Raw genomic sequence first — 18057 nt, forward strand, 5'->3', positions numbered from 1 at the left:
AAAATTCTTATTACAGCGATGAGGAATAGAGCGATCCTGCTCCGCCATAATCATTAACTACTTTCCAGTTGACGCTGGAGGCATTGATATTTTCTTTTAATGTCACTTCTTTGGTCGTCATTGGAGCGACCGAGTTGACTTCCGGCTTCACTTCTTTGCTACCAATCTGAACACTATGGAAATAGAAGAAAAACGGTGTCGGATTTTTAATCGTCAGTTTTGTGCCTGATTTCCGCCATTCGATTTTTTTGGCTTCAATGTTTGGAGAAAGGTCGAAAAGTGCTTTTGGACGATAGACCAGACGCATGCGGTGGCGGACCGCCAGTTGAATAGTATTGGCGTTGGCTTTCTCATCGTCCGCCGGCGGGATGGCCATCACGTTAAAATAGTATATGGATTCCCGGTCGTTCGGGGCATTGACGTTTCCGGTAGAAAATAGACGCACGGTATTCTGCTGCTTACCCTCAAGGCGGAATAACGGAGGTGTAGCCATAAAAGAGGGCGTTTTCCCTGCCGGCGCTTCAACCCAGGATTTAATCAGATAAGGGATGTCATCTTTATTTTCGATTTGCGCGGTGATTTCACGCGCACCTTCTTTATAGAGGTAGCGTGTGGATTCAATCACAATACCAGCATGGGCAATACTACTGAGGAGTAATGCACAGGATGCGGTGATATTTAATAAGTTCCTGAACATGGTTTTTCTCTGAATGCGAAAAAGGGCCCGCTGTGAAGCGGAGCCCTTCGGGGAAAAATTAGAGGGTATAATCGATAGTAAAGGTCGCAACACCTTTAACCGGACCTTCGGTAACCGGAGTCGCGGAGTTCACTTTCACATAACCAGTGGTGTACTTCAGCTGAGTGCCGCCAGCTGCAGTGTAGCTTTCGGTCATGAGGTCAGAACCGTCGAAGCCTACGCGGTGAGCATCACGTACGCGCTGGATACCGATACCAATGCCGGTAGCGCCGCCAGGTGCGGTGTTGTCCAGGATGTTAGCGTTGCTGGAGGCACCGGTCACATTGACGGTTACAGCAGTAACCGGAGTGGCGCTACCCTGTGCGCAGTCTTTCACGTCAAAACCGAAGTCCTGAGTTTTAAACAGAGCACCAGCCGCTTCAGCATTCGCTTCGGTAGTGGTCACGGTCATCAGCTGAACGATACCGTTGTTCAGGGTACCCGTCGGAGTCACGACGCAAGAGTTAGCTGCATCAGAGACTTCACCCAGTACAGTTACCTGAGCGGTGTTGGTTGCCATTACCTGAGCACTCAGAACTGCAGAAGCAGCGACCATTACAGCTACGATTGTCTTTTTCATTTAATTAATCCATATATAGATACTTAGTCCTGTGTAGAATCGATAACAGTTATCATGGGAATGGAGTATACATTCCTATTGATATTGAAAATAAGCGCCAGCATTCCTTATATAGTGCTGAAACCTACCTTCCTGTGAACGACGCTACAATATCACTTGCCATAGCGAACCATGGAGAAGCGGGGGTAATTTAAAAGTCTGGTGCAAAAAATGCTTGTGAATTCTTGATGAAGCACACGTGAATTTAATAATGACCTTTTCTAATGAGATGTTGAGTTTGGTTGAGATAAATTTAATCCGAAAATGTGGCTTTTAAACAAGATAACTATCGCCTGTCATTTTTTATGCGGTATCCTCAAAGCTGAAGTTCAATGTGAACTGACCCCGCTTCTGCCTGAAGCGATAATGTTCACGCCATGTTTTAGCTGGGATTATTTATTTTTGTTATGGATAATAGGGTTGCGTGGGGCAAGGATATGGATGATATTGCATTATTTAATGGCTGTATAATTAATCAGGAGGTTATATTTAATGCCAATATGAATGAGCTGCGACCGCTTGCCGGGGATGGGGAGAGCATCAGCCTCAATGCGCCTACCGCCAGATGCTTGCTGCTGCTATTGCAGAATTGCGGCAAAGTGATTTCTCGGGATGAATTTCTGGCGGCTGTATGGGAAACACGGGGAGTGGTAGTTTCGCAAAATACATTTTATCAAAATATCTCTTTGTTGAGAAAATCGCTGCTCAAAGCCGGACTATCTGAGGATATCATTATCACCGTCAGACAAAAAGGCTTTAGCGTCGCCCCGGATACTTTAGTTATCCCGCTCTCGGATGAAGAGTGCGAGAATATGAATCGGGAAAGATTAACGCATTTTCACAGTAGTAAAACTGCTGATGTCATTTTCAATGATACGGGGAAAATTGACCATAAATTAAGTCTTCCACTACCAGTGAATTTAGCAATCCAGGAGAATGATAGGCGGGAAAATAGCGTGAAGGTGGCAGAGAAAGTATCGGAACGATTACATATAACCTTTAAAGTTCCCACCTGGTTAATCGCGCTGATTGTCGTGATGATAGTTATCAATGTTATCGTACTGATCGTGTTACATCGATAATACGCCGCCGCTGGGGTTTATATCGAGAAGGTAACGGTAAAGTGGATTGCCGAGTATGTTAGCCCCAACCTGGCGGTGTATTCATATTAAGATGTCTGCCAGCACGACCTGGCAGACAAGGGAGGGGGGCTAACGCTGCTTCAGTCCTAAATCCAGCGGCGTCTTGCTGGGTTCGCCGCCGATCTCTCGCGCCAGCTTCGGCACCATATAGCCGGAGATGAGGGTCAACAGTTCACGCATGATTTCACGGGCTTCATCATCGCTGACCATAAAGTGTGCCGCCCCTTGTACCCGGTCCAGCACGTGCAGGTAGTAGGGCATTACCCCGGCATTGAACAGCGCATTGCTGAGATCGGCCAGGGTTTGCGCGTTATCGTTCACCCCGCGCAGCAGCACGCTCTGGTTAAGCAGCGTGACGCCCGCCTGACGCAGCATGGCCATCGCCGCGCGAAACTCGCCGTCAATTTCATTAGCGTGATTGACGTGGTTAACCAGGATCACCTGCAGCGACGAACGGTGGAAGCGGCTGACCAGCGTCTCGGTGATGCGCGCCGGGATAACGATTGGCAAGCGGCTGTGAATACGCAGACGCTTAACGTGCGGAATGGCTTCCAGCTGGGTCATTAACCAGTCAAGCTCATGGTCCTTCGCCATCAACGGGTCGCCGCCGGAGAAGATGATTTCATCAAGCTGCGGATGCTCAGCGATATAGTTCATTGCCGTCTGCCAGTTGCGCCTGGTGCCCTGATTTTCGGCATAAGGGAAGTGGCGGCGGAAGCAGTAACGGCAATTGACCGCGCAACCGCCTTTCACCAACAGCAGGGCCCGGTTGCGATATTTGTGCAACAGGCCGGGCACGACGCTGTGCTGTTCTTCCAGCGGATCGGTGGAGTAGCCGGGGGCGACGATAAACTCCTCTTCGGCGGTAAGTACCTGACGAAGCAGCGGATCGTCAGGGTTGCCTTTCTCCATTCTGGCAATAAACGCGCGCGGGACGCGCAGCGGGAACAGGCGTCTGGCCTCACGTCCGGCGAGCAGTTTTTCATCAGCGTCTACATTTAAAAGACGCAGCAGTTCATCAGGACTGGTCACAACATTGGCAAGTTGCGTTATCCAATCTTCTCTGGATGGGGTATTTAGGGTTACAATATGCGCCATTTTGTGGCTTAGCTACCAGTTAAACAATTTCAGAGGGCCTTATGGCGACTTACTATAGCAACGATTTTCGTGCTGGTCTTAAAATCATGTTAGATGGCGAACCTTATGCGGTAGAAGCCAGCGAATTCGTTAAACCAGGTAAAGGCCAGGCGTTTGCGCGCGTTAAGCTGCGCCGTCTGCTGACCGGCACCCGCGTTGAGAAAACCTTCAAATCTACTGATTCTGCAGAAGGCGCGGACGTTGTCGATATGAACCTGACTTACCTGTATAACGACGGTGAGTTCTGGCACTTCATGAACAACGAAACCTTCGAACAGCTGTCTGCTGACGCGAAAGCGATCGGTGACAATGCCAAATGGCTGCTGGATCAGGCTGAGTGCATCGTAACCCTGTGGAACGGCCAGCCGATCGCGGTCACCCCGCCGAACTTCGTTGAGCTGGAAATCGTTGAAACCGACCCAGGTCTGAAAGGCGACACCGCGGGTACCGGTGGTAAACCAGCGACCCTGTCTACTGGCGCTGTGGTTAAAGTGCCGCTGTTCGTCCAGATTGGCGAAGTAATTAAAGTGGATACTCGCTCTGGCGAATACGTATCCCGCGTGAAGTAATTTCACGTCATGATGACTGGCGCAGCCTCTGTGCTGCGCCGCTCTTTCTGTACTGGCACGACGAGCACGACACATGAAGCGCAGCGTAAAACTCCTGGCGTTACTGTTTCTGAGCAGCGCACTGCTGTCTGGCTGCAATACCGCCCGCGGTTTCGGTGAAGATATTCAGGGCCTGGGCCACGCCATCTCTCGCGCTGTAAGCTGACTTCCTTCCGTTTCGCCTGCCGCGCTCGCCTTCCGGTGCGCCTGCTTCCTTCACGAATACTCCTTTTCTCTTAAAAAACGCAAAGATCCCTTCATCTGTGGACGGTTTGTCTATGCTTATAGGGCATGAAAACAAAACTGACACTAAGGATGACATTATGGTGAAAAAAACGATTGCAGCGTTCTTTACGGTTTTGGTCCTCTCTTCAGCACTGACCGCTTGTAACACCACGCGCGGTGTGGGTCAGGATATTTCAGAGGGCGGCAGCGCAATCTCTGGCGCAGCAACCAAAGCTCAGCAATAACAGCCTTCGACGGTACGGTTTTGCGCCGTACCGTTCTTCACTTCCCCCATTCTGTTGGATATACTCACTACGACTTTTCATCCACCTTACGGGACGACCCGTAAGCGTTTCTCATCCGGGGACGGCCCCAGCAAAGGAGCCTTATGTCCTGGATAGTCTTATTTATCGCTGGCCTGCTGGAAGTGGTGTGGGCCGTCGGCCTGAAATATACCCATGGCTTTAGCCGCCTGGTTCCCAGCGTCATCACCATCGTCGCGATGGTCGTCAGCATGGCGCTGCTTTCATGGGCGATGAAAACCCTGCCGGTGGGTACCGCTTACGCCGTCTGGACGGGGATCGGCGCCGTGGGCGCCGCTGTGACCGGTATCGTACTGTTAGGTGAATCCGCCAGCGCTATGCGTATCGCCAGTCTTGTCTGCATCGTGGTCGGCATCATTGGCCTGAAGATCAGCGCGCACTAGTTGTAGCGCTGATTGACCCAGACCAGTTTGCTGATATCAAAACCCTGCCGGGTGGCAATATCCAGCATCTGCTGCCTGACTTCCGGGGCGATGGTGGGGGCTCGCGCCAGTAGCCAGAGATAGTCGCGGTCGGGGCCGCAGACCAGCGCGTACCGATACTCCTTATCCAGCGCAATGACGTTATAGCTGCCATAGAAGGGGCCGAAGAAGGAGATCTTCAGCGCGGCGCGGCTGGGTTCGCCGGTAAAATACGCCACCCCGTCCGTTTTCTGCCACATGCCGCGGTCGGGGTTATAGCCTTTATTGACCACGTCCAGACCGCCGTCATCGCGCGGCTGCCAGGCGATCGTGACCTTTTCAAGCCCGCTTTCAAAAGGATGGTCGAAGCGGGCGATTTCGTACCAGGTACCCAGATAGCGCTGAACGTCGAAGGGGGTGACCACGGTGACGCCTGGCGGCGGGGCAGGGGTGCTGCAGGCGACAGACAGGAACGAGACGGCGACCGCGGTGATTATCGGCAGGATACGCATGGTATGCTCCTTGCTGGCTTTTAAGCTAAGTGTAGAGTCCGGCAGTGCAAAGGCGGCAAGATTTTTCTATGAAGCGAGCCCGGTAGCAGAATTGCTGCCGGGCTCTTGCAGGATCAGATAAACAGTACGCCAACCAGAGTAATGACGCTGAGGATCGCCGCCAGACCGTAGAAGACCCATTTGCCGTTTGGCACATGGATTTTCAGGTCGTGCATGGCGTGGTGAATACGATGCAGCCCACACCACAGCGGCAGGACAATCATCAGAAAGATGAACGCGCGGCCGATAAAGCTTTGGGCAAAGGCCAGCACGCGCTCATAGCTGAAGGCGTCGGCGGGGGCGAGCCCCAGCGGCAGCAAAATGCCCACCAGCAGCACCATCACCGGCGCGACAATCGCGCCCCACATGCCGCCAGCGCCAAACAGCCCCCAGAAAACGGGTTCATCGGAACGTTTCGGATTGGGATTAATCATCTCAGCCTCCTTACCAGAACAGGGCGACAAACAGGATCACCACGGTGACCACCGCCGTCACCACCCAGAGACCTTTAATCACCGGCTCTGGCCCCATTTTTTCGCCTTTGATGATGACGTTGGCGGCTTTTGGCGCCAGCTCGAACCAGGTTTTGGTGTGCAGCAGCGCTGCCGCCAGGGTGATCAGGTTAAGGATCACTACCACAGGATTTTGCAGGAATCCGATATATCCCGCCCAGCTTTCAGCGCCGTGCTTGAGGGCAAACAGCCCGTAAATCAGCACAATGCTGAACCATACTGTCGGTACCGCCGTACCTTCCCGCACCATGTAGAAGCGATAAAATGGCAGCTTTTTCCACCAGGTGGAGGTCATCGGCCGGACGTAGGGTTTGCGTTTCGTCGTCATAATGCACTCCTTAGCGTGGTTTCAGGGTGGCGATAAGAAAGTCTTTCGAACTTTCCACCTTGCCCTGCTGGATCGCGGCCGCCGGGTCGACGTGCTTCGGACAGACTTCCGAGCAGTAGCCCACGAAAGTACAGGTCCAGACGCCGTTCTGGCCGTTAAGCTGCGCCATGCGCTCCTTTTTGCCGTGGTCGCGGCTGTCTTCGTTATAGCGGTGGGCGAGGGTGATCGCCGCCGGGCCGATAAACTCCGGGTTCAGGCCGAACTGCGGACAGGCGGCATAGCACAGCCCGCAGTTGATACAACCGGAGAACTGATGGTATTTGGCCATCTGGGCTGGCGTCTGCTTGTTTGGTCCCTGGTCCGGAGTGCGGTTATTACCGATGATATACGGCTTAATGGCCTCCAGACTTTCGATAAAGTGGGTCATATCCACCACCAGATCGCGCTCGATCGGGAAGTTGGCCAGCGCCTCAACCTTGATACCTTTGGTGTAATCCCGCAGGAAGGTTTTACAGGCCAGCTTCGGCACCTTATTGACCATCATGCCGCAGGAGCCGCAGATTGCCATTCGGCAGGACCAGCGGTAGCTCAGGTCGGGCGCCAGGTTGTCTTTAATGTAGCCCAGCGCGTCCAGCAGCGAGGTCTGTTCATCATAAGGCACGTCATAGAATGCGCTGTGCGGTGCAGTGTCGACCTCCGGGTTGTAACGCACCACTTCGACTTTCAGGTTTTTCATCTCAGCCATGGGTGGTCTCCTTCTTCTCAGCCGCTTCCGCCTCAGCGCCATAAACACGTTTCGCCGGCGGCAGCGTGGTGATCTTCACATCGCCATATTCCAGGCGGGTGGTGCCATCAGCCTCGCGGAAGGCGAGCGTATGTTTGAGGAAGTTGACGTCGTCGCGTTCGGTACAGCCTTCATCCAGACGCTGGTGCGCACCGCGCGATTCTTTACGGGCGATGGCCGAGTGCGCCATACATTCGGCAACGTTTAAACCGTGTCCCAGCTCAATGGTGTAAAGCAGATCGGTGTTGAATACGCTGGAGTTGTCGGTAATGCGCACGCGCTTAAAGCGCTCCTGCAGCTCAGCCAGCTTGTCGATAGTTTTCTGCATCAGCTCTGGCGTCCGGTAGATGCCGCAGCCTTCCTCCATCGAGAGCCCCATTTCGTCGCGGATTTTCGCCCAGTTTTCGTTACCCTCCTGGTTGACGAGATCTTTCAGACGACGCTCCACATCGGCAGCTTGCGCATCGAGGGCGGAGCCGTTCATTTCGCCCGCTTGTGCGGCGCGCCGCATGGCCTGTTCCCCGGCCAGGCGGCCGAAGACCACCAGCTCGGCCAGCGAGTTGGAGCCCAGGCGGTTGGCGCCGTGCAGACCAACGGACGAGCATTCGCCCACGGCAAACAGCCCTTTGATGCGGGTTTCGCACTGTTGATCGGTTTCGATGCCGCCCATGGTGTAGTGCGCGGTCGGGCGTACCGGAATCGGTTCTTTCACCGGGTCGACGCCGACGTAGGCTTTCGCCAGCTCACAGATAAACGGCAGGCGCTCCAGCAGCTTTTTCTCGCCGAGGTGGCGCAGATCGAGGTAGACCACGTCGCCGCGCGGCGTGGGAATGGTGTTCCCTTTCCGCCATTCGTGCCAGAAGGCCTGGGACACTTTGTCGCGCGGGCCCAGCTCCATATATTTGTTCTTCGGTTCGCCGAGCGGGGTTTCCGGGCCCATGCCGTAATCCTGCAGATAGCGATAGCCGTTTTTGTTGACCAGAATCCCGCCTTCACCGCGGCAGCCTTCGGTCATCAGGATCCCGGAACCCGGCAGACCGGTCGGGTGATACTGAACGAACTCCATATCGCGCAGCGGCACGCCGTGGCCCAGCGCCATACCCATCCCGTCACCGGTAACGATGCCGCCGTTGGTGTTGTAGCGATAGACGCGTCCGGCGCCGCCGGTGGCCAGCACCACCGCGTTGGCGCGGATCTGCACCAGCGTGCCTTCCATCATATTCATCGCCACCAGGCCGCGGGCCTGGCCGTCATCGACCAGCAGATCAAGGACGAAATGTTCATCAAAGCGTTGAATTTGGGGAAACTGAAGGGAGGTCTGGAAGAGGGTATGCAGCATGTGGAAGCCGGTTTTATCGGCGGCAAACCAGGTGCGTTCGATCTTCATGCCACCGAAGCGCCGGACGTTAACGCTGCCGTCAGGGCGGCGGCTCCACGGGCATCCCCACTGTTCCAGTTGGGTCATTTCCGTCGGGCAGTGGTGAACGAAATAGTCGACGACATCCTGCTCGCACAGCCAGTCGCCTCCGGCGACGGTGTCGTGAAAATGGTACTCAAAGCTATCGTGATCCTGGGCAACGGCTGCGGACCCCCCTTCTGCAGCGACCGTATGGCTGCGCATCGGATAGACTTTAGAAATCAGGGCGATTTTGGCATTGGGGTTGGCCTGGGCGGCGGCGATAGCGGCGCGAAGGCCTGCCCCGCCGGCGCCAATTACGGCGAGATCGGCTTGAAAAGTGTGCACGACATTCCTCCAGTTTTAGTGTATTTCGCCGCCGGGCTGGCGAAAAAGTATCACTGCTCCTTTATAGGTACAGGAGTATAGCCGTAGGGTCAGTATGGAAAATTGACGTGTTCGATTTTTTTATCGATATGTGCGGTTATTTATCAGTGATATTTATGCATTTAGGTTAACGATAGATTAATGGCATGTAATCTGCCGGGGATTGCACAAAATTTGTTTCACTCGCCGGTTGCGAGTAGACTTCGTGCCCTTGTTTGCAATCGGAGAAAGTACAATGAGCGAGACGGCAACCTGGCAGCCGAGCGCACCCATTCCCAATCTGTTGAAACGCGCGGCGGTGATGGCGGAAATCCGCCGTTTCTTTACCGATCGCGGCGTGCTGGAGGTGGAGACGCCTTGCATGAGTCAGGCGACGGTAACGGATATCCATTTGTTCCCGTTTGAAACCCGTTTCGTCGGCCCGGGCCACTCACAGGGACTCAATCTGTACCTGATGACCAGTCCGGAATACCATATGAAGCGCCTGCTGGCGGCGGGCTGTGGCCCGGTCTTCCAACTGTGCCGTAGCTTCCGTAATGAAGAAATGGGGCGTCATCACAATCCGGAATTCACCATGCTGGAGTGGTATCGTCCGTGCTATGACATGTATCGCCTGATCAACGAGGTGGACGATCTGCTGCAGCAGGTGCTGGAGTGCCAGCCGGCGGAAAGCCTCTCCTATCAGCAGGCGTTCCAGCGTCATCTGGATATTGACCCGCTCTCTGCCGATAAAGCGCAGCTGCGCGAAGTCGCGGCGAAGCTGGATCTGAGCAATATCGCCGATACTGAAGAAGATCGCGACACGCTGCTGCAACTGTTGTTCACCATGGGCGTGGAGCCGCACATCGGCAAAGATCGGCCGACGTTCATTTATCATTTCCCGGCGACTCAGGCCTCTTTAGCGCAGATCAGCCCGGAAGATCATCGGGTCGCGGAGCGCTTCGAGGTCTATTACAAAGGGATTGAGCTGGCAAATGGTTTCCACGAGCTGACCGACGCCCATGAGCAGCGCCTGCGCTTTGAGCAGGACAACCGCAAGCGTGCCGCGCGCGGTCTCCCGCAGCAGCCCATCGATAACAACCTGCTGGCGGCGCTGGAGGCGGGGCTGCCGGACTGCTCCGGCGTGGCACTGGGCGTTGATCGCGTGGTGATGCTGGCGCTGGGCGCTGAAAGCATCGGCGAGGTGATCGCCTTTACGGTCGACCGCGCCTGATGGCGCTGTCACCTCCCGCCGCCTGCGGGCGAGGGAGGTGACAGGTCTGCCCTGATCCCCCCTCCCTCATGCTATCCCGGCTTTCGCCCGAATATCCACAATCTCCTTCGGTGCTTTTGCTACTATCCGCGCTCGTTTTATGAGGCCAGGCGACGCTGTTGGCGACCGGCGTGGTGTTGCTGATGGTGACCTTCGCCAATATCTTCACCATCATTCAGCCGGTCATCGACAGCGGGGACTGGAGCAGCACGCTGTGGATGGTCGGCGGGCCGATCTTCTTCTCGCTGCTGGCGTGGGGAATTTACGAAAGCTACCGTCGGCGCCTGGCGTCCGGCGCGCTGGTGATGGAGAGTTAAAGAACCTGCCCGGCAGTGCCGCCGGGCAGGCTATGGCTTAAAGGCTGCCAGCCGTACGTCGGCTGGTTTTTCCGGCCGAGGTCATGGTTTTACTGCTTTGCCTGCCGTCAATACTTTCCAGACGCATCTGGAACGGAGGGAACGGCATATCAATGCCATGCTCGCGGAAGCCCGCCAGGATCAGCTGATGCATCTCATGGCGCAGCGGCATGCGGTGCCCCATCTCGGCGGCAAAAATACGCAGCTCGAAAATCTGGATCCCCTGCTGCAGGTCGACGAGAAACGCCTCCGGCGCCGGGGTATCGATGACCAGCGAGCAGCGATGCGCCGCGGCGATGAGAATTTTCGTGACCTCTTCGGTATCGGCGTCCACAGGCGCCGGCACCGTCAGCACCACGCGGGTGACCGAGTCCGATAGCGACCAGTTGATAAACTGCTCGGTGATGAACGCCTTATTCGGCACGATAATCTCTTTCCGGTCCCAGTCGCTGATGGTGGTGGCGCGGGTATTGATGCGGGTGACGCTGCCCGTCAGATCGCGGATGGTGACCGTATCGCCGATGCGGATCGGTTTCTCAAACAGAATAATCAGGCCGGAGATAAAGTTAGCGAAGATCTCCTGCAGGCCAAACCCGAGACCCACACCCAGCGCGGCGACCAGCCACTGCAGCTTCGACCACTCAATGCCGATCATCGAGAAGCCCACCAGTCCACCGACCAGCATCAGCAGATACTTGGTGATGGTGGTGATGGCGTAGCCGGTGCCGGGCGTTAAATCGAGGTGCTGGAGGATCGCCAGCTCCAGCAGCGCCGGCAGGTTGCGCACCAGCTGAGTGGTGATGATCAGCACCAGAATGGCAATCAGCACCGCGCCAAGGGTGATGGGCTCGAGGCTTTCCACTCCTTGTACCGTTGAGGTAACGTCCCACAGCGAGATATTCTCAAGGAAGCCAAACGCCGAGTGAATTTCCGACCACAGCACGATGACCGACAGCAGCGCGATCAGCATCAGCAGGGAACGCACAAGGCGCAGCGACTGGGTACTGATGGCATCGAGATCGACCTCGCTGACCTCCGTCTCCACCGACCCTTCCGGGCTGCTGACGTGAACAGGCTCATCTTCGCCGCGGGCGCGCTGGGCGAGAATTTCCGCGCGACGATGGCGGGCCCGGTCGAAGGCCAGCCGGCGGCGCTGGATCAGCATCCAGCGGCGGATAATGTGATAGACCACCAGCAGCAGGAACCAGATGGCGACGGAGGTTTCCAGACGCGCCAGCAGCGCCTGGGCGGTGGCGAGATAGCCGACGGCCGCCGCCAGCATGGCCACCAGCGGCGCGCCAAGCATCAGGTTCCACAGCAGGCGGTTCACCATATTGTCGCCATTCCCCTCTTTATCCAGATAGAGCGGGATACCGGCGTGCTTAAGGCTCAGAGTGACCACCGCCAGCGCGCCGCAGATCAGCAGGAAGCACAGGCGGCCCAGCGAAGCGGAGAACTCGCGGTCGTTAAGATTATCGAACATGATCAGCGCCATAATCAGCGGCACAATCAGCCCGATGCTCATCAGGTAGTAGCGCATCGCTTTCGCCACTCGGCTACGCGGCCAGCCGAAGTGGGCGATAAACAGCCCGTTTGGCCGGGCGAAGGTGGCGCAGATCATCACCACCCACAGCAGAGGCACCGTCGCGGTGACCCCATCGCCAATCGCCACCGCCAGCGGGAAGGGCCAGGCGGACTGCAGACCATAGCCGAGCGTCATCCACAGCACCGGCAGCGGCGAAGCCACTAGTATCGACCAGAAGACCGTGCGCAGCGTCAGCCAGAAGTGATCCTGGGTGACTTTCCCCACCCGAGCGCTGGAGCGCTCAAGGAAGCGGGTGAAATGGCGCCGGGAGCTGATGCTGAAGCCAACCAGCAGCAGGGCGGCAAACAGCGGTAGCAGGGTCTCTTTGCTGGTGAGCATCATCGCGCTGGCTTTACCCAGCTCGCTGATGGTATCCAGGGAGATCAGGCGCCGCAGATCCTGGACGATCTCCAGCGGCCAGGAGAAGCCGATGGGGCTGACGTCCGAAGTCCAGAACAGATAGCGGTGGGTGGCTTCGTTGATCTCCTTCAGCGCGTCTTCCAGCTGGCCGTTGGCGACCTTCAGCTTGGTGAGCTCCAGCATCAGGGTATCGCCGCCGCGCAGCAGCGAGTTCAGCAGCTCGTTCTGCGTGCGTAGCTGCGCCTGCAGGATCTTGTTCTGCTCGCTGGTCAGCGGTTCGCCGTCGGCCTGACGGATCTGCCGCAGCTGCGGCTGCTTACTGAGTAAATCCTCAAAGCGCAGACGCTGCACGCGCAGCTGCGCCATCTCCGTATCCAGCTGCTGCGGGCGAGGGCGCTCCGGCAGCCGCGCCACCTGGGCGCGCAGGGCTTCGCCCAGCAGATTAGAGGAGCCCAGCCACTGCGACTGCTCGCGCAGGGTGTTTAACGCCTGGCGCACCTGCAGCGTTTGATTCGTCGCCTGCCGCTGCTGGGACGCCACCAGATCCATACGCTGCGCCTGCTGGTTCAGCGCCTGGGAGAGTTCGCGGTTGACTTTAAACTGGGCGGTGATGTCCGGCGGCAGGTTTTCACTGTTCTCCGCCAGCAGTTCGGTACTTTCCAGTGCTTTTTCCGCCTCACGCTGGCGCTGGCTGTTCTGCAGATTACGCAGCGCCTGCAGATAGGCATCCAGCTGCTCGCTCTGCTTTTGCGCCAGTTCAGAACGGGCGCGCGACAGCTCCTGGCGGTTATTGGCGGAGAGCTGGGCGAGGTCGAGTTCATCCACCAGCGCCTTCAGGCGCGCCGATTCCGCCTGCAGGGCAAGATTTTGCGCCTGGGCGAGAGCATTGTTGCCGGTTTGCGTGCCGATGCGGCGCTCAACCTCATTGAGCTGACGCCGGGCGTCGGTTTGCTGCTGCGGCAGCTGGTTCAGGGAGTCGGCGATTTCACGCGCGCGATCCTGCTCCTGTTGCGCCTGACGGCTTGACTCCAGCAGCTGGCTGCTGACCTGGAGGATCTCCTGGTTCAGCGCATCGGCGGTCAGGCCGACTGGCACCTGGCGCGGCTCTTCGCTCAGATTGTTGAGCTGGGCGCGCAGGCTTTGAAACAGTTTGGGGAAATTGTCGATAACGTCCTGATACTGACGGGCGCGCTCGAGAGACGATTTTCGCTCCTCAAGCGCGTTCAGGGCGGACTGCAGAACTTCAACGGTTTCAGGCTGGGCGGGCTTTGCCGCCTTCGCCTGTTCCAGTTCCTGGGTTATCTGTTTAGCATCCGGGGCTGTCGCAGCGTACGCCCCGAAACTGAGGCTCAAGGCCAACAGGAAAGTGTATATCAGGCGCACGGCATAACCCTTTTGCTGAAGAATTAACCTTGGTCTTGTTTATCGTCAACCAGCGGGCTGGCGCGATGTTCGGCGCGGATCTCTTCTTCCGGTAACGGCGCCGGTTCAGCGGCGGTGGTTGCTTCCACCGTTGTCGCCAGCGGTTGGCCGATTTTAGTCACGGACAGGCTTTGCAGCGTGTCGACCAGCTTCACCTGGCCCGGGGCAAACAGGTTGATCACGGTGGAGCCCAGTTTGAAGCGGCCCATCTCCTGGCCTTTCAGCAGGGCGACGGAGCCTTCGCTGTCGCCAGCGGGCCAGGTCCAGCGTTTAATAATGCCTTCGCGCGGCGGGGTTACGGTGCCGGACCACACGGTCTCGATGCTGCCGACGATAGTCGCGCCCACCAGAATTTGCGCCATCGGGCCAAACTCAGTATCAAACAGGCAGATGACGCGCTCGTTACGGGCGAACAGGTTTGGCACGTTCTGCGCCGTCAGATGGTTAACGGAGAACAGGTCGCCAGGAACGTAGATCATTTCGCGCAGGATACCGTTGCACGGCATGTGCACGCGGTGATAGTCGCGCGGCGACAGATAGGTGGTGGCGAAGCTGCCGTTACGGAACAGGTCGGCCATCTGGTAGTTGCCGGCCAGTAAGGCTTCCAGGCTGTAGTCGTGGCCCTTGGCCTGCAGAATTTTATCGTTCTCAATGGCACCAAGCTGGCTGATCACGCCGTCGGCCGGCATCACCAGTACGTTAGGATCGGTATTCAGCGGGCGAACGTCGTCGCGCAGCGGGCGCACAAAGAAATCGTTGAAGGTGCGATAGGCCGCGGTATCCGGCTTCTGCGCCTCTTTCATATCGACCTTGTAGTATTTCACGAACAGATCGATGACCAGCTTCGTCAGCCAACCTGCGCGTTTGCTCGCACCCCAGCCTGCGAGGCGGGTGAGCCACAGTTTAGGCAGAATGTATTGCAGTGAAAGTTTAAGATCGTTTAACAAAGTAGCCTCCAGGCCATGATATGTCGTTCCTGACCCCGCCTGCGGGCGGGGACCTGAAAAAAGGGGACGATTCTATACGTAAAACTCGCCAAATGGCATCCGCGTAAGCCGCGCCATCACCGCTGCCCGGCAGCGCCTGACGTGACGCTCAGCTTAATGGTCAGTCATCGGTCGAGGAAAAGTTTTTACGCGTTTTTACCTGTACCTGCGCCATGCTTTCCAGGATGCGGTGGTAGTTCTCGAAACGGCTTTCGGCGATCTTGCCGCTCTCTACCGCTTCGCGAAGCGCACAGCCAGGATCGGTATCGTGTTTACAGTCGCGATATTTGCAACGGCCTAAATAATCATGGAATTCGACAAAGCCGTTGGTGATTTGTTCCGCTTCCAGATGCCACAGGCCGAACTCACGTACCCCCGGTGAATCAATCACATCGCCGCCGTGCGGGAAGTGGTAGAGGCGCGCCGCGGTGGTGGTGTGCTGGCCTAAGCCGGAAACGTCCGAGACATCATTGGTGAGGATCTGATCCTCATTCAGCCCCAGCAGGGCGTTCAGCAGGCTTGATTTACCCACCCCGGACTGCCCGGCGAAGATGCTGATGCGGTCGGTCAGGGCCGCTTCCAGCGGCTTGAGGCCGTCCTGAGTACGGCTGGAGACCAGCAGTACGCGGTAACCGATGTTGCGGTAGATGTCCATTTGCTCATTGACGAAGCGCAGGCCATCGTCATCCAGCAGATCGATTTTGTTCAGGACGATTAACGGCTCGATATCCTGCGCCTCGCAGGCCACCAGATAGCGATCGATAATATTCAGCGACAGCTCAGGCAGGATCGCGGAAACCACCACGATCTGGTCGATATTGGCGGCGATAGGCTTCACGCCGTCGTAAAAATCCGGGCGCGTCAGGACGGAGGCGCGATCGTGAACCGCTTCGACGATCCCTTTGACGCTTACGCCGTCGGCGGCGTCTTTACCCGGCCGCCAGACCACGCGGTCGCCGGTGACCAGCGAACGGATCGTCCGGCGGATATTGCAGCGATGCACGCTGCCGTCAGCGGATTCGACGTCGGCATGCATGCCAAAGCGACTGATGACAATGCCTTCCGACGTGTCGCCAAACAGGTTGTCATCGTAGTCGGCCTTCTCCGCAGTGGTTTTCAGACGGCGCTGGTGGTTGGCTTTGACGCGGCGCTGCTGGCCTTTGGAGAGTTTATTTTTACTCAATCGAACTGGCTCCTGGTCGCCCTGATGGGGCAAAACCTCTATGATACACGCTATTTTAGATGAATATAGTCACGCAAGAAGGGTGGAAAATAGCATGAGTGCAAATGAAAACAACCTCATTTGGATCGATCTTGAGATGACAGGGCTGGATCCGGAGCGCGATCGCATTATTGAAATCGCCACCCTGGTGACCGATGCCAACCTGAACATTCTGGCCGAGGGGCCGACCATCGCGGTGCATCAATCGGATGCCCAACTGGCGCTGATGGACGAGTGGAATGTGCGGACGCATACCGGCAGTGGGCTGGTGGATCGCGTGAAGGCCAGCGCCGTCAGCGAGCACGACGCCGAACTGGCGACCATTGAGTTTCTTAAGCAGTGGGTGCCGGCGGGCAAGTCGCCGATCTGCGGCAACAGCATCGGCCAGGATCGTCGCTTCCTGTTTAAGTACATGCCGCAACTGGAAGCCTATTTCCACTATCGCTATCTGGACGTTAGCACGCTGAAAGAGCTGGCGCGTCGCTGGAAGCCGGAAATTCTCGACGGCTTTAAAAAGCAGGGTACCCATCAGGCAATGGACGATATCCGCGAGTCAGTCGCCGAGCTGGCTTACTACCGCGAGCATTTCATTAAGCTGTAAACCGCGACCGGGCCCTGTGCGCGGCCCGGTACACCTTTCTGCGTTATTTAAACCACTTCTGCTGCATCTGCTGGAAGTCAGGCGTCGCCATGACCGCGGTCAGGGCATCGTTGATCGCATTCAGCAGCTCCGGATCGTCTTTGCGCACCGCAATCGCATACTGCTTACCGTAATAAGCCGGGTCGGTGGCACGTTCATCCATGATGGCGTAGTCAGGGTTCTCCTGCTGCCAGGCGTCGAGGGTGGCGAAGTCGCCCATGACGCCGGTTATTTGCCCGGCCTTCAGCGCGGCCAGGGCGCTGGCGACGTCGTCGTAAGGAACAGCCTGTACGGCTTTCTGTTTATCACGCAGATAGTGTTGATGCAGTGTGCCTTTCACCACGCCGACTTTTTTGGCTTTCAGGTCGGCAAAGGTATGGGCGACATCTTTGTTGACGATCACCACCCCGGAGAGCGCCTGGCGATAGGGACGGCTGAAGGCGACCTGCTTCTCACGCATCGGGATCACTTCCATGCCGGCAATCACCGCGTCAAATTTCTTGAAGCGTAAAGCCGGGATCAGCGTATCGAAACGCTGCGCCGTGAACTGGCACTGCGCCTGCATCTGCTGGCACAGGGCCTGGGCAAGATCGATATCGAAGCCGACAGGCTGATTTTTGCCGTTGGCGGTGACAAACGGCGGATTGGCCGTGCTGGTGCCAAAATGGAGCGTCTCGGCTGACGCGGTTCCGATGGCCAGCGTGCTCAGCAGCAGGACGGTGAGGACTTTTCTCATGCTAATTCCCTGTTTGGCGGCGTGGTGGCCTCGTTTTACGTCGCGCCACCGCTGTATGATGCGAGCGATTTTGCGTCATTCAGGCGGGCGGAAAAAGCGATTTTGCCCGAAATGACGCTTATTTATACAATTCAGCGGCGTAGGTGGCGAGAAAATATCCATTTAAACAAAAAACGCAAAAAAGTGATGAACAGGGGGTTGCAGGGGCATCGAATTCTCGTATAATGCGCCTCCCGTAACGACGCAGAAATGCAAATTACGACGCCATCGAAATATGGCAAAAAATGCAGTAACGCGGGAATAGCTCAGTTGGTAGAGCACGACCTTGCCAAGGTCGGGGTCGCGAGTT

At 56.7% G+C, this 18057-nt stretch carries 20 protein-coding genes and 1 pseudogene; 8 read left to right on the forward strand and 13 right to left on the reverse strand.

Features of this window, described 5'->3' with window-relative positions:
• Positions 1-10 precede the first annotated feature (10 nt).
• Together ABLU73_RS22180 and ABLU73_RS22185 are read right to left on the reverse strand one after the other, a co-directional pair.
• Complete coding sequence (locus tag ABLU73_RS22180; protein ID WP_114506456.1) at positions 11-697, reverse strand: molecular chaperone; 687 nt, start codon at positions 695-697, stop codon at positions 11-13.
• A gap of 58 nt (positions 698-755) precedes the next feature.
• Positions 756-1316 (reverse strand): fimbrial protein, encoded by a 561-nt coding sequence (locus ABLU73_RS22185; protein WP_004206418.1) that lies wholly within the window; start codon positions 1314-1316, stop codon positions 756-758.
• A gap of 476 nt (positions 1317-1792) precedes the next feature.
• Between ABLU73_RS22185 and ABLU73_RS22190 the strand changes: the two genes are divergently transcribed.
• On the forward strand, positions 1793-2437 hold the full coding sequence (locus ABLU73_RS22190; RefSeq protein WP_048295750.1) for a winged helix-turn-helix domain-containing protein: 645 nt from the start codon (positions 1793-1795) through the stop codon (positions 2435-2437).
• 129 nt (positions 2438-2566) lie between these two features.
• Here ABLU73_RS22190 and epmB read toward each other — a convergent pair whose 3' ends face one another.
• On the reverse strand, positions 2567-3595 hold the full coding sequence (gene epmB, locus ABLU73_RS22195) for an EF-P beta-lysylation protein EpmB (RefSeq protein ID WP_053810858.1): 1029 nt from the start codon (positions 3593-3595) through the stop codon (positions 2567-2569).
• 41 nt (positions 3596-3636) lie between these two features.
• On the opposite strand from epmB, the gene efp reads away from it, so the two are divergent.
• The 4 genes from efp (at position 3637) to sugE (ending at position 5173) form a co-directional block, all read left to right on the forward strand.
• Entirely contained in the window at positions 3637-4203 is a 567-nt protein-coding gene (gene efp / locus ABLU73_RS22200) for an elongation factor P (RefSeq protein ID WP_004206421.1), read from the forward strand.
• Positions 4204-4276: 73 nt separating this feature from the next.
• Positions 4277-4408, forward strand: a complete 132-nt coding sequence (locus ABLU73_RS22205; protein WP_004206422.1) for an entericidin A/B family lipoprotein — start codon at positions 4277-4279, stop codon at positions 4406-4408.
• 157 nt (positions 4409-4565) lie between these two features.
• Positions 4566-4712 carry a lipoprotein toxin entericidin B gene (gene ecnB, locus ABLU73_RS22210; RefSeq protein WP_004206423.1) on the forward strand — a complete coding sequence of 49 codons (147 nt, stop codon included), beginning with the start codon at positions 4566-4568 and terminating at the stop codon, positions 4710-4712.
• A 143-nt stretch (positions 4713-4855) separates the two neighbouring features.
• Positions 4856-5173, forward strand: a complete 318-nt coding sequence (gene sugE, locus ABLU73_RS22215; RefSeq protein WP_004206425.1) for a quaternary ammonium compound efflux SMR transporter SugE — start codon at positions 4856-4858, stop codon at positions 5171-5173.
• On the opposite strand, the gene ABLU73_RS22220 is transcribed toward sugE, so the two are convergent.
• From ABLU73_RS22220 to frdA, 5 genes are all read right to left on the reverse strand, one after another.
• The gene (locus ABLU73_RS22220; RefSeq protein ID WP_004206426.1) at positions 5170-5703 is read right to left on the reverse strand and encodes a lipocalin family protein; all 534 of its coding nucleotides are present in this window, start codon (positions 5701-5703) and stop codon (positions 5170-5172) included. The two genes, sugE and ABLU73_RS22220, sit on opposite strands and share 4 nt — an antisense overlap.
• Before the next feature lie 113 nt (positions 5704-5816).
• Positions 5817-6176, reverse strand: coding sequence for a fumarate reductase subunit FrdD (frdD, locus tag ABLU73_RS22225; protein WP_002885526.1), 360 nt, complete (start codon positions 6174-6176; stop codon positions 5817-5819).
• Positions 6177-6186: 10 nt separating this feature from the next.
• Positions 6187-6582 (reverse strand): fumarate reductase subunit FrdC, encoded by a 396-nt coding sequence (gene frdC, locus ABLU73_RS22230; RefSeq protein ID WP_002885530.1) that lies wholly within the window; start codon positions 6580-6582, stop codon positions 6187-6189.
• Between the two features lie 10 nt (positions 6583-6592).
• Positions 6593-7327: a fumarate reductase iron-sulfur protein gene (gene frdB, locus ABLU73_RS22235; RefSeq protein WP_004177729.1), complete on the reverse strand. Its 735-nt coding sequence runs from the start codon at positions 7325-7327 to the stop codon at positions 6593-6595.
• Positions 7320-9110 (reverse strand): fumarate reductase (quinol) flavoprotein subunit, encoded by a 1791-nt coding sequence (frdA, locus tag ABLU73_RS22240; RefSeq protein WP_017900930.1) that lies wholly within the window; start codon positions 9108-9110, stop codon positions 7320-7322. The genes frdB and frdA overlap by 8 nt, the downstream gene beginning before the upstream one ends.
• A 274-nt stretch (positions 9111-9384) precedes the next feature.
• On the opposite strand from frdA, the gene epmA reads away from it, so the two are divergent.
• Both epmA and ABLU73_RS22250 read left to right on the forward strand, forming a co-directional pair.
• Entirely contained in the window at positions 9385-10362 is a 978-nt protein-coding gene (epmA, locus tag ABLU73_RS22245; RefSeq protein WP_004206428.1) for an elongation factor P--(R)-beta-lysine ligase, read from the forward strand.
• Positions 10363-10511: 149 nt separating this feature from the next.
• Positions 10512-10718 (forward strand): annotated as a pseudogene (locus ABLU73_RS22250) (glutamate/gamma-aminobutyrate family transporter YjeM); the annotation flags it as partial.
• A gap of 37 nt (positions 10719-10755) precedes the next feature.
• Here the strand turns inward: ABLU73_RS22250 and mscM are convergent.
• The 3 genes from mscM to rsgA all read right to left on the reverse strand — a co-directional run bounded on the left by mscM (position 10756) and on the right by rsgA (position 16293).
• Positions 10756-14085: a miniconductance mechanosensitive channel MscM gene (mscM, locus tag ABLU73_RS22255; protein ID WP_004206430.1), complete on the reverse strand. Its 3330-nt coding sequence runs from the start codon at positions 14083-14085 to the stop codon at positions 10756-10758.
• Positions 14086-14108: 23 nt separating this feature from the next.
• On the reverse strand, positions 14109-15071 hold the full coding sequence (gene asd / locus ABLU73_RS22260; RefSeq protein WP_004206431.1) for an archaetidylserine decarboxylase: 963 nt from the start codon (positions 15069-15071) through the stop codon (positions 14109-14111).
• A 160-nt stretch (positions 15072-15231) separates the two neighbouring features.
• Positions 15232-16293, reverse strand: a complete 1062-nt coding sequence (gene rsgA, locus ABLU73_RS22265; protein WP_023291707.1) for a small ribosomal subunit biogenesis GTPase RsgA — start codon at positions 16291-16293, stop codon at positions 15232-15234.
• A 94-nt stretch (positions 16294-16387) separates the two neighbouring features.
• Here rsgA and orn point away from each other — a divergent pair, with 94 nt between their 5' ends.
• Entirely contained in the window at positions 16388-16933 is a 546-nt protein-coding gene (gene orn, locus ABLU73_RS22270) for an oligoribonuclease (RefSeq protein WP_004206435.1), read from the forward strand.
• Positions 16934-16976: 43 nt separating this feature from the next.
• Here the strand turns inward: orn and ABLU73_RS22275 are convergent, their stop codons facing one another.
• Entirely contained in the window at positions 16977-17708 is a 732-nt protein-coding gene (locus ABLU73_RS22275; protein ID WP_004206436.1) for a transporter substrate-binding domain-containing protein, read from the reverse strand.
• Positions 17709-17870: 162 nt separating this feature from the next.
• The coding region (locus ABLU73_RS22280; RefSeq protein ID WP_205416085.1) for a hypothetical protein at positions 17871-18057 on the reverse strand (187 nt) is incomplete at its 5' end.

The organism is Klebsiella sp. GG_Kp175, from assembly GCF_040062325.1.
GTDB classification, from domain to species: domain Bacteria; phylum Pseudomonadota; class Gammaproteobacteria; order Enterobacterales; family Enterobacteriaceae; genus Klebsiella; species Klebsiella quasipneumoniae.

Bases quoted from the DNA above. Each gene is read 5' to 3' on its own strand.
- ABLU73_RS22180 (WP_114506456.1), bottom strand. From the start codon at position 697: ATGTTCAGGAACTTATTAAATATCACCGCATCCTGTGCATTACTCCTC.
- ABLU73_RS22185 (WP_004206418.1), bottom strand. From the start codon at position 1,316: ATGAAAAAGACAATCGTAGCTGTAATGGTCGCTGCTTCTGCAGTTCTG.
- ABLU73_RS22190 (WP_048295750.1), top strand. From the start codon at position 1,793: ATGGATGATATTGCATTATTTAATGGCTGTATAATTAATCAGGAGGTT.
- epmB (WP_053810858.1), bottom strand. From the start codon at position 3,595: ATGGCGCATATTGTAACCCTAAATACCCCATCCAGAGAAGATTGGATA.
- efp (WP_004206421.1), top strand. From the start codon at position 3,637: ATGGCGACTTACTATAGCAACGATTTTCGTGCTGGTCTTAAAATCATG.
- ABLU73_RS22205 (WP_004206422.1), top strand. From the start codon at position 4,277: ATGAAGCGCAGCGTAAAACTCCTGGCGTTACTGTTTCTGAGCAGCGCA.
- ecnB (WP_004206423.1), top strand. From the start codon at position 4,566: ATGGTGAAAAAAACGATTGCAGCGTTCTTTACGGTTTTGGTCCTCTCT.
- sugE (WP_004206425.1), top strand. From the start codon at position 4,856: ATGTCCTGGATAGTCTTATTTATCGCTGGCCTGCTGGAAGTGGTGTGG.
- ABLU73_RS22220 (WP_004206426.1), bottom strand. From the start codon at position 5,703: ATGCGTATCCTGCCGATAATCACCGCGGTCGCCGTCTCGTTCCTGTCT.
- frdD (WP_002885526.1), bottom strand. From the start codon at position 6,176: ATGATTAATCCCAATCCGAAACGTTCCGATGAACCCGTTTTCTGGGGG.
- frdC (WP_002885530.1), bottom strand. From the start codon at position 6,582: ATGACGACGAAACGCAAACCCTACGTCCGGCCGATGACCTCCACCTGG.
- frdB (WP_004177729.1), bottom strand. From the start codon at position 7,327: ATGGCTGAGATGAAAAACCTGAAAGTCGAAGTGGTGCGTTACAACCCG.
- epmA (WP_004206428.1), top strand. From the start codon at position 9,385: ATGAGCGAGACGGCAACCTGGCAGCCGAGCGCACCCATTCCCAATCTG.
- orn (WP_004206435.1), top strand. From the start codon at position 16,388: ATGAGTGCAAATGAAAACAACCTCATTTGGATCGATCTTGAGATGACA.
- ABLU73_RS22275 (WP_004206436.1), bottom strand. From the start codon at position 17,708: ATGAGAAAAGTCCTCACCGTCCTGCTGCTGAGCACGCTGGCCATCGGA.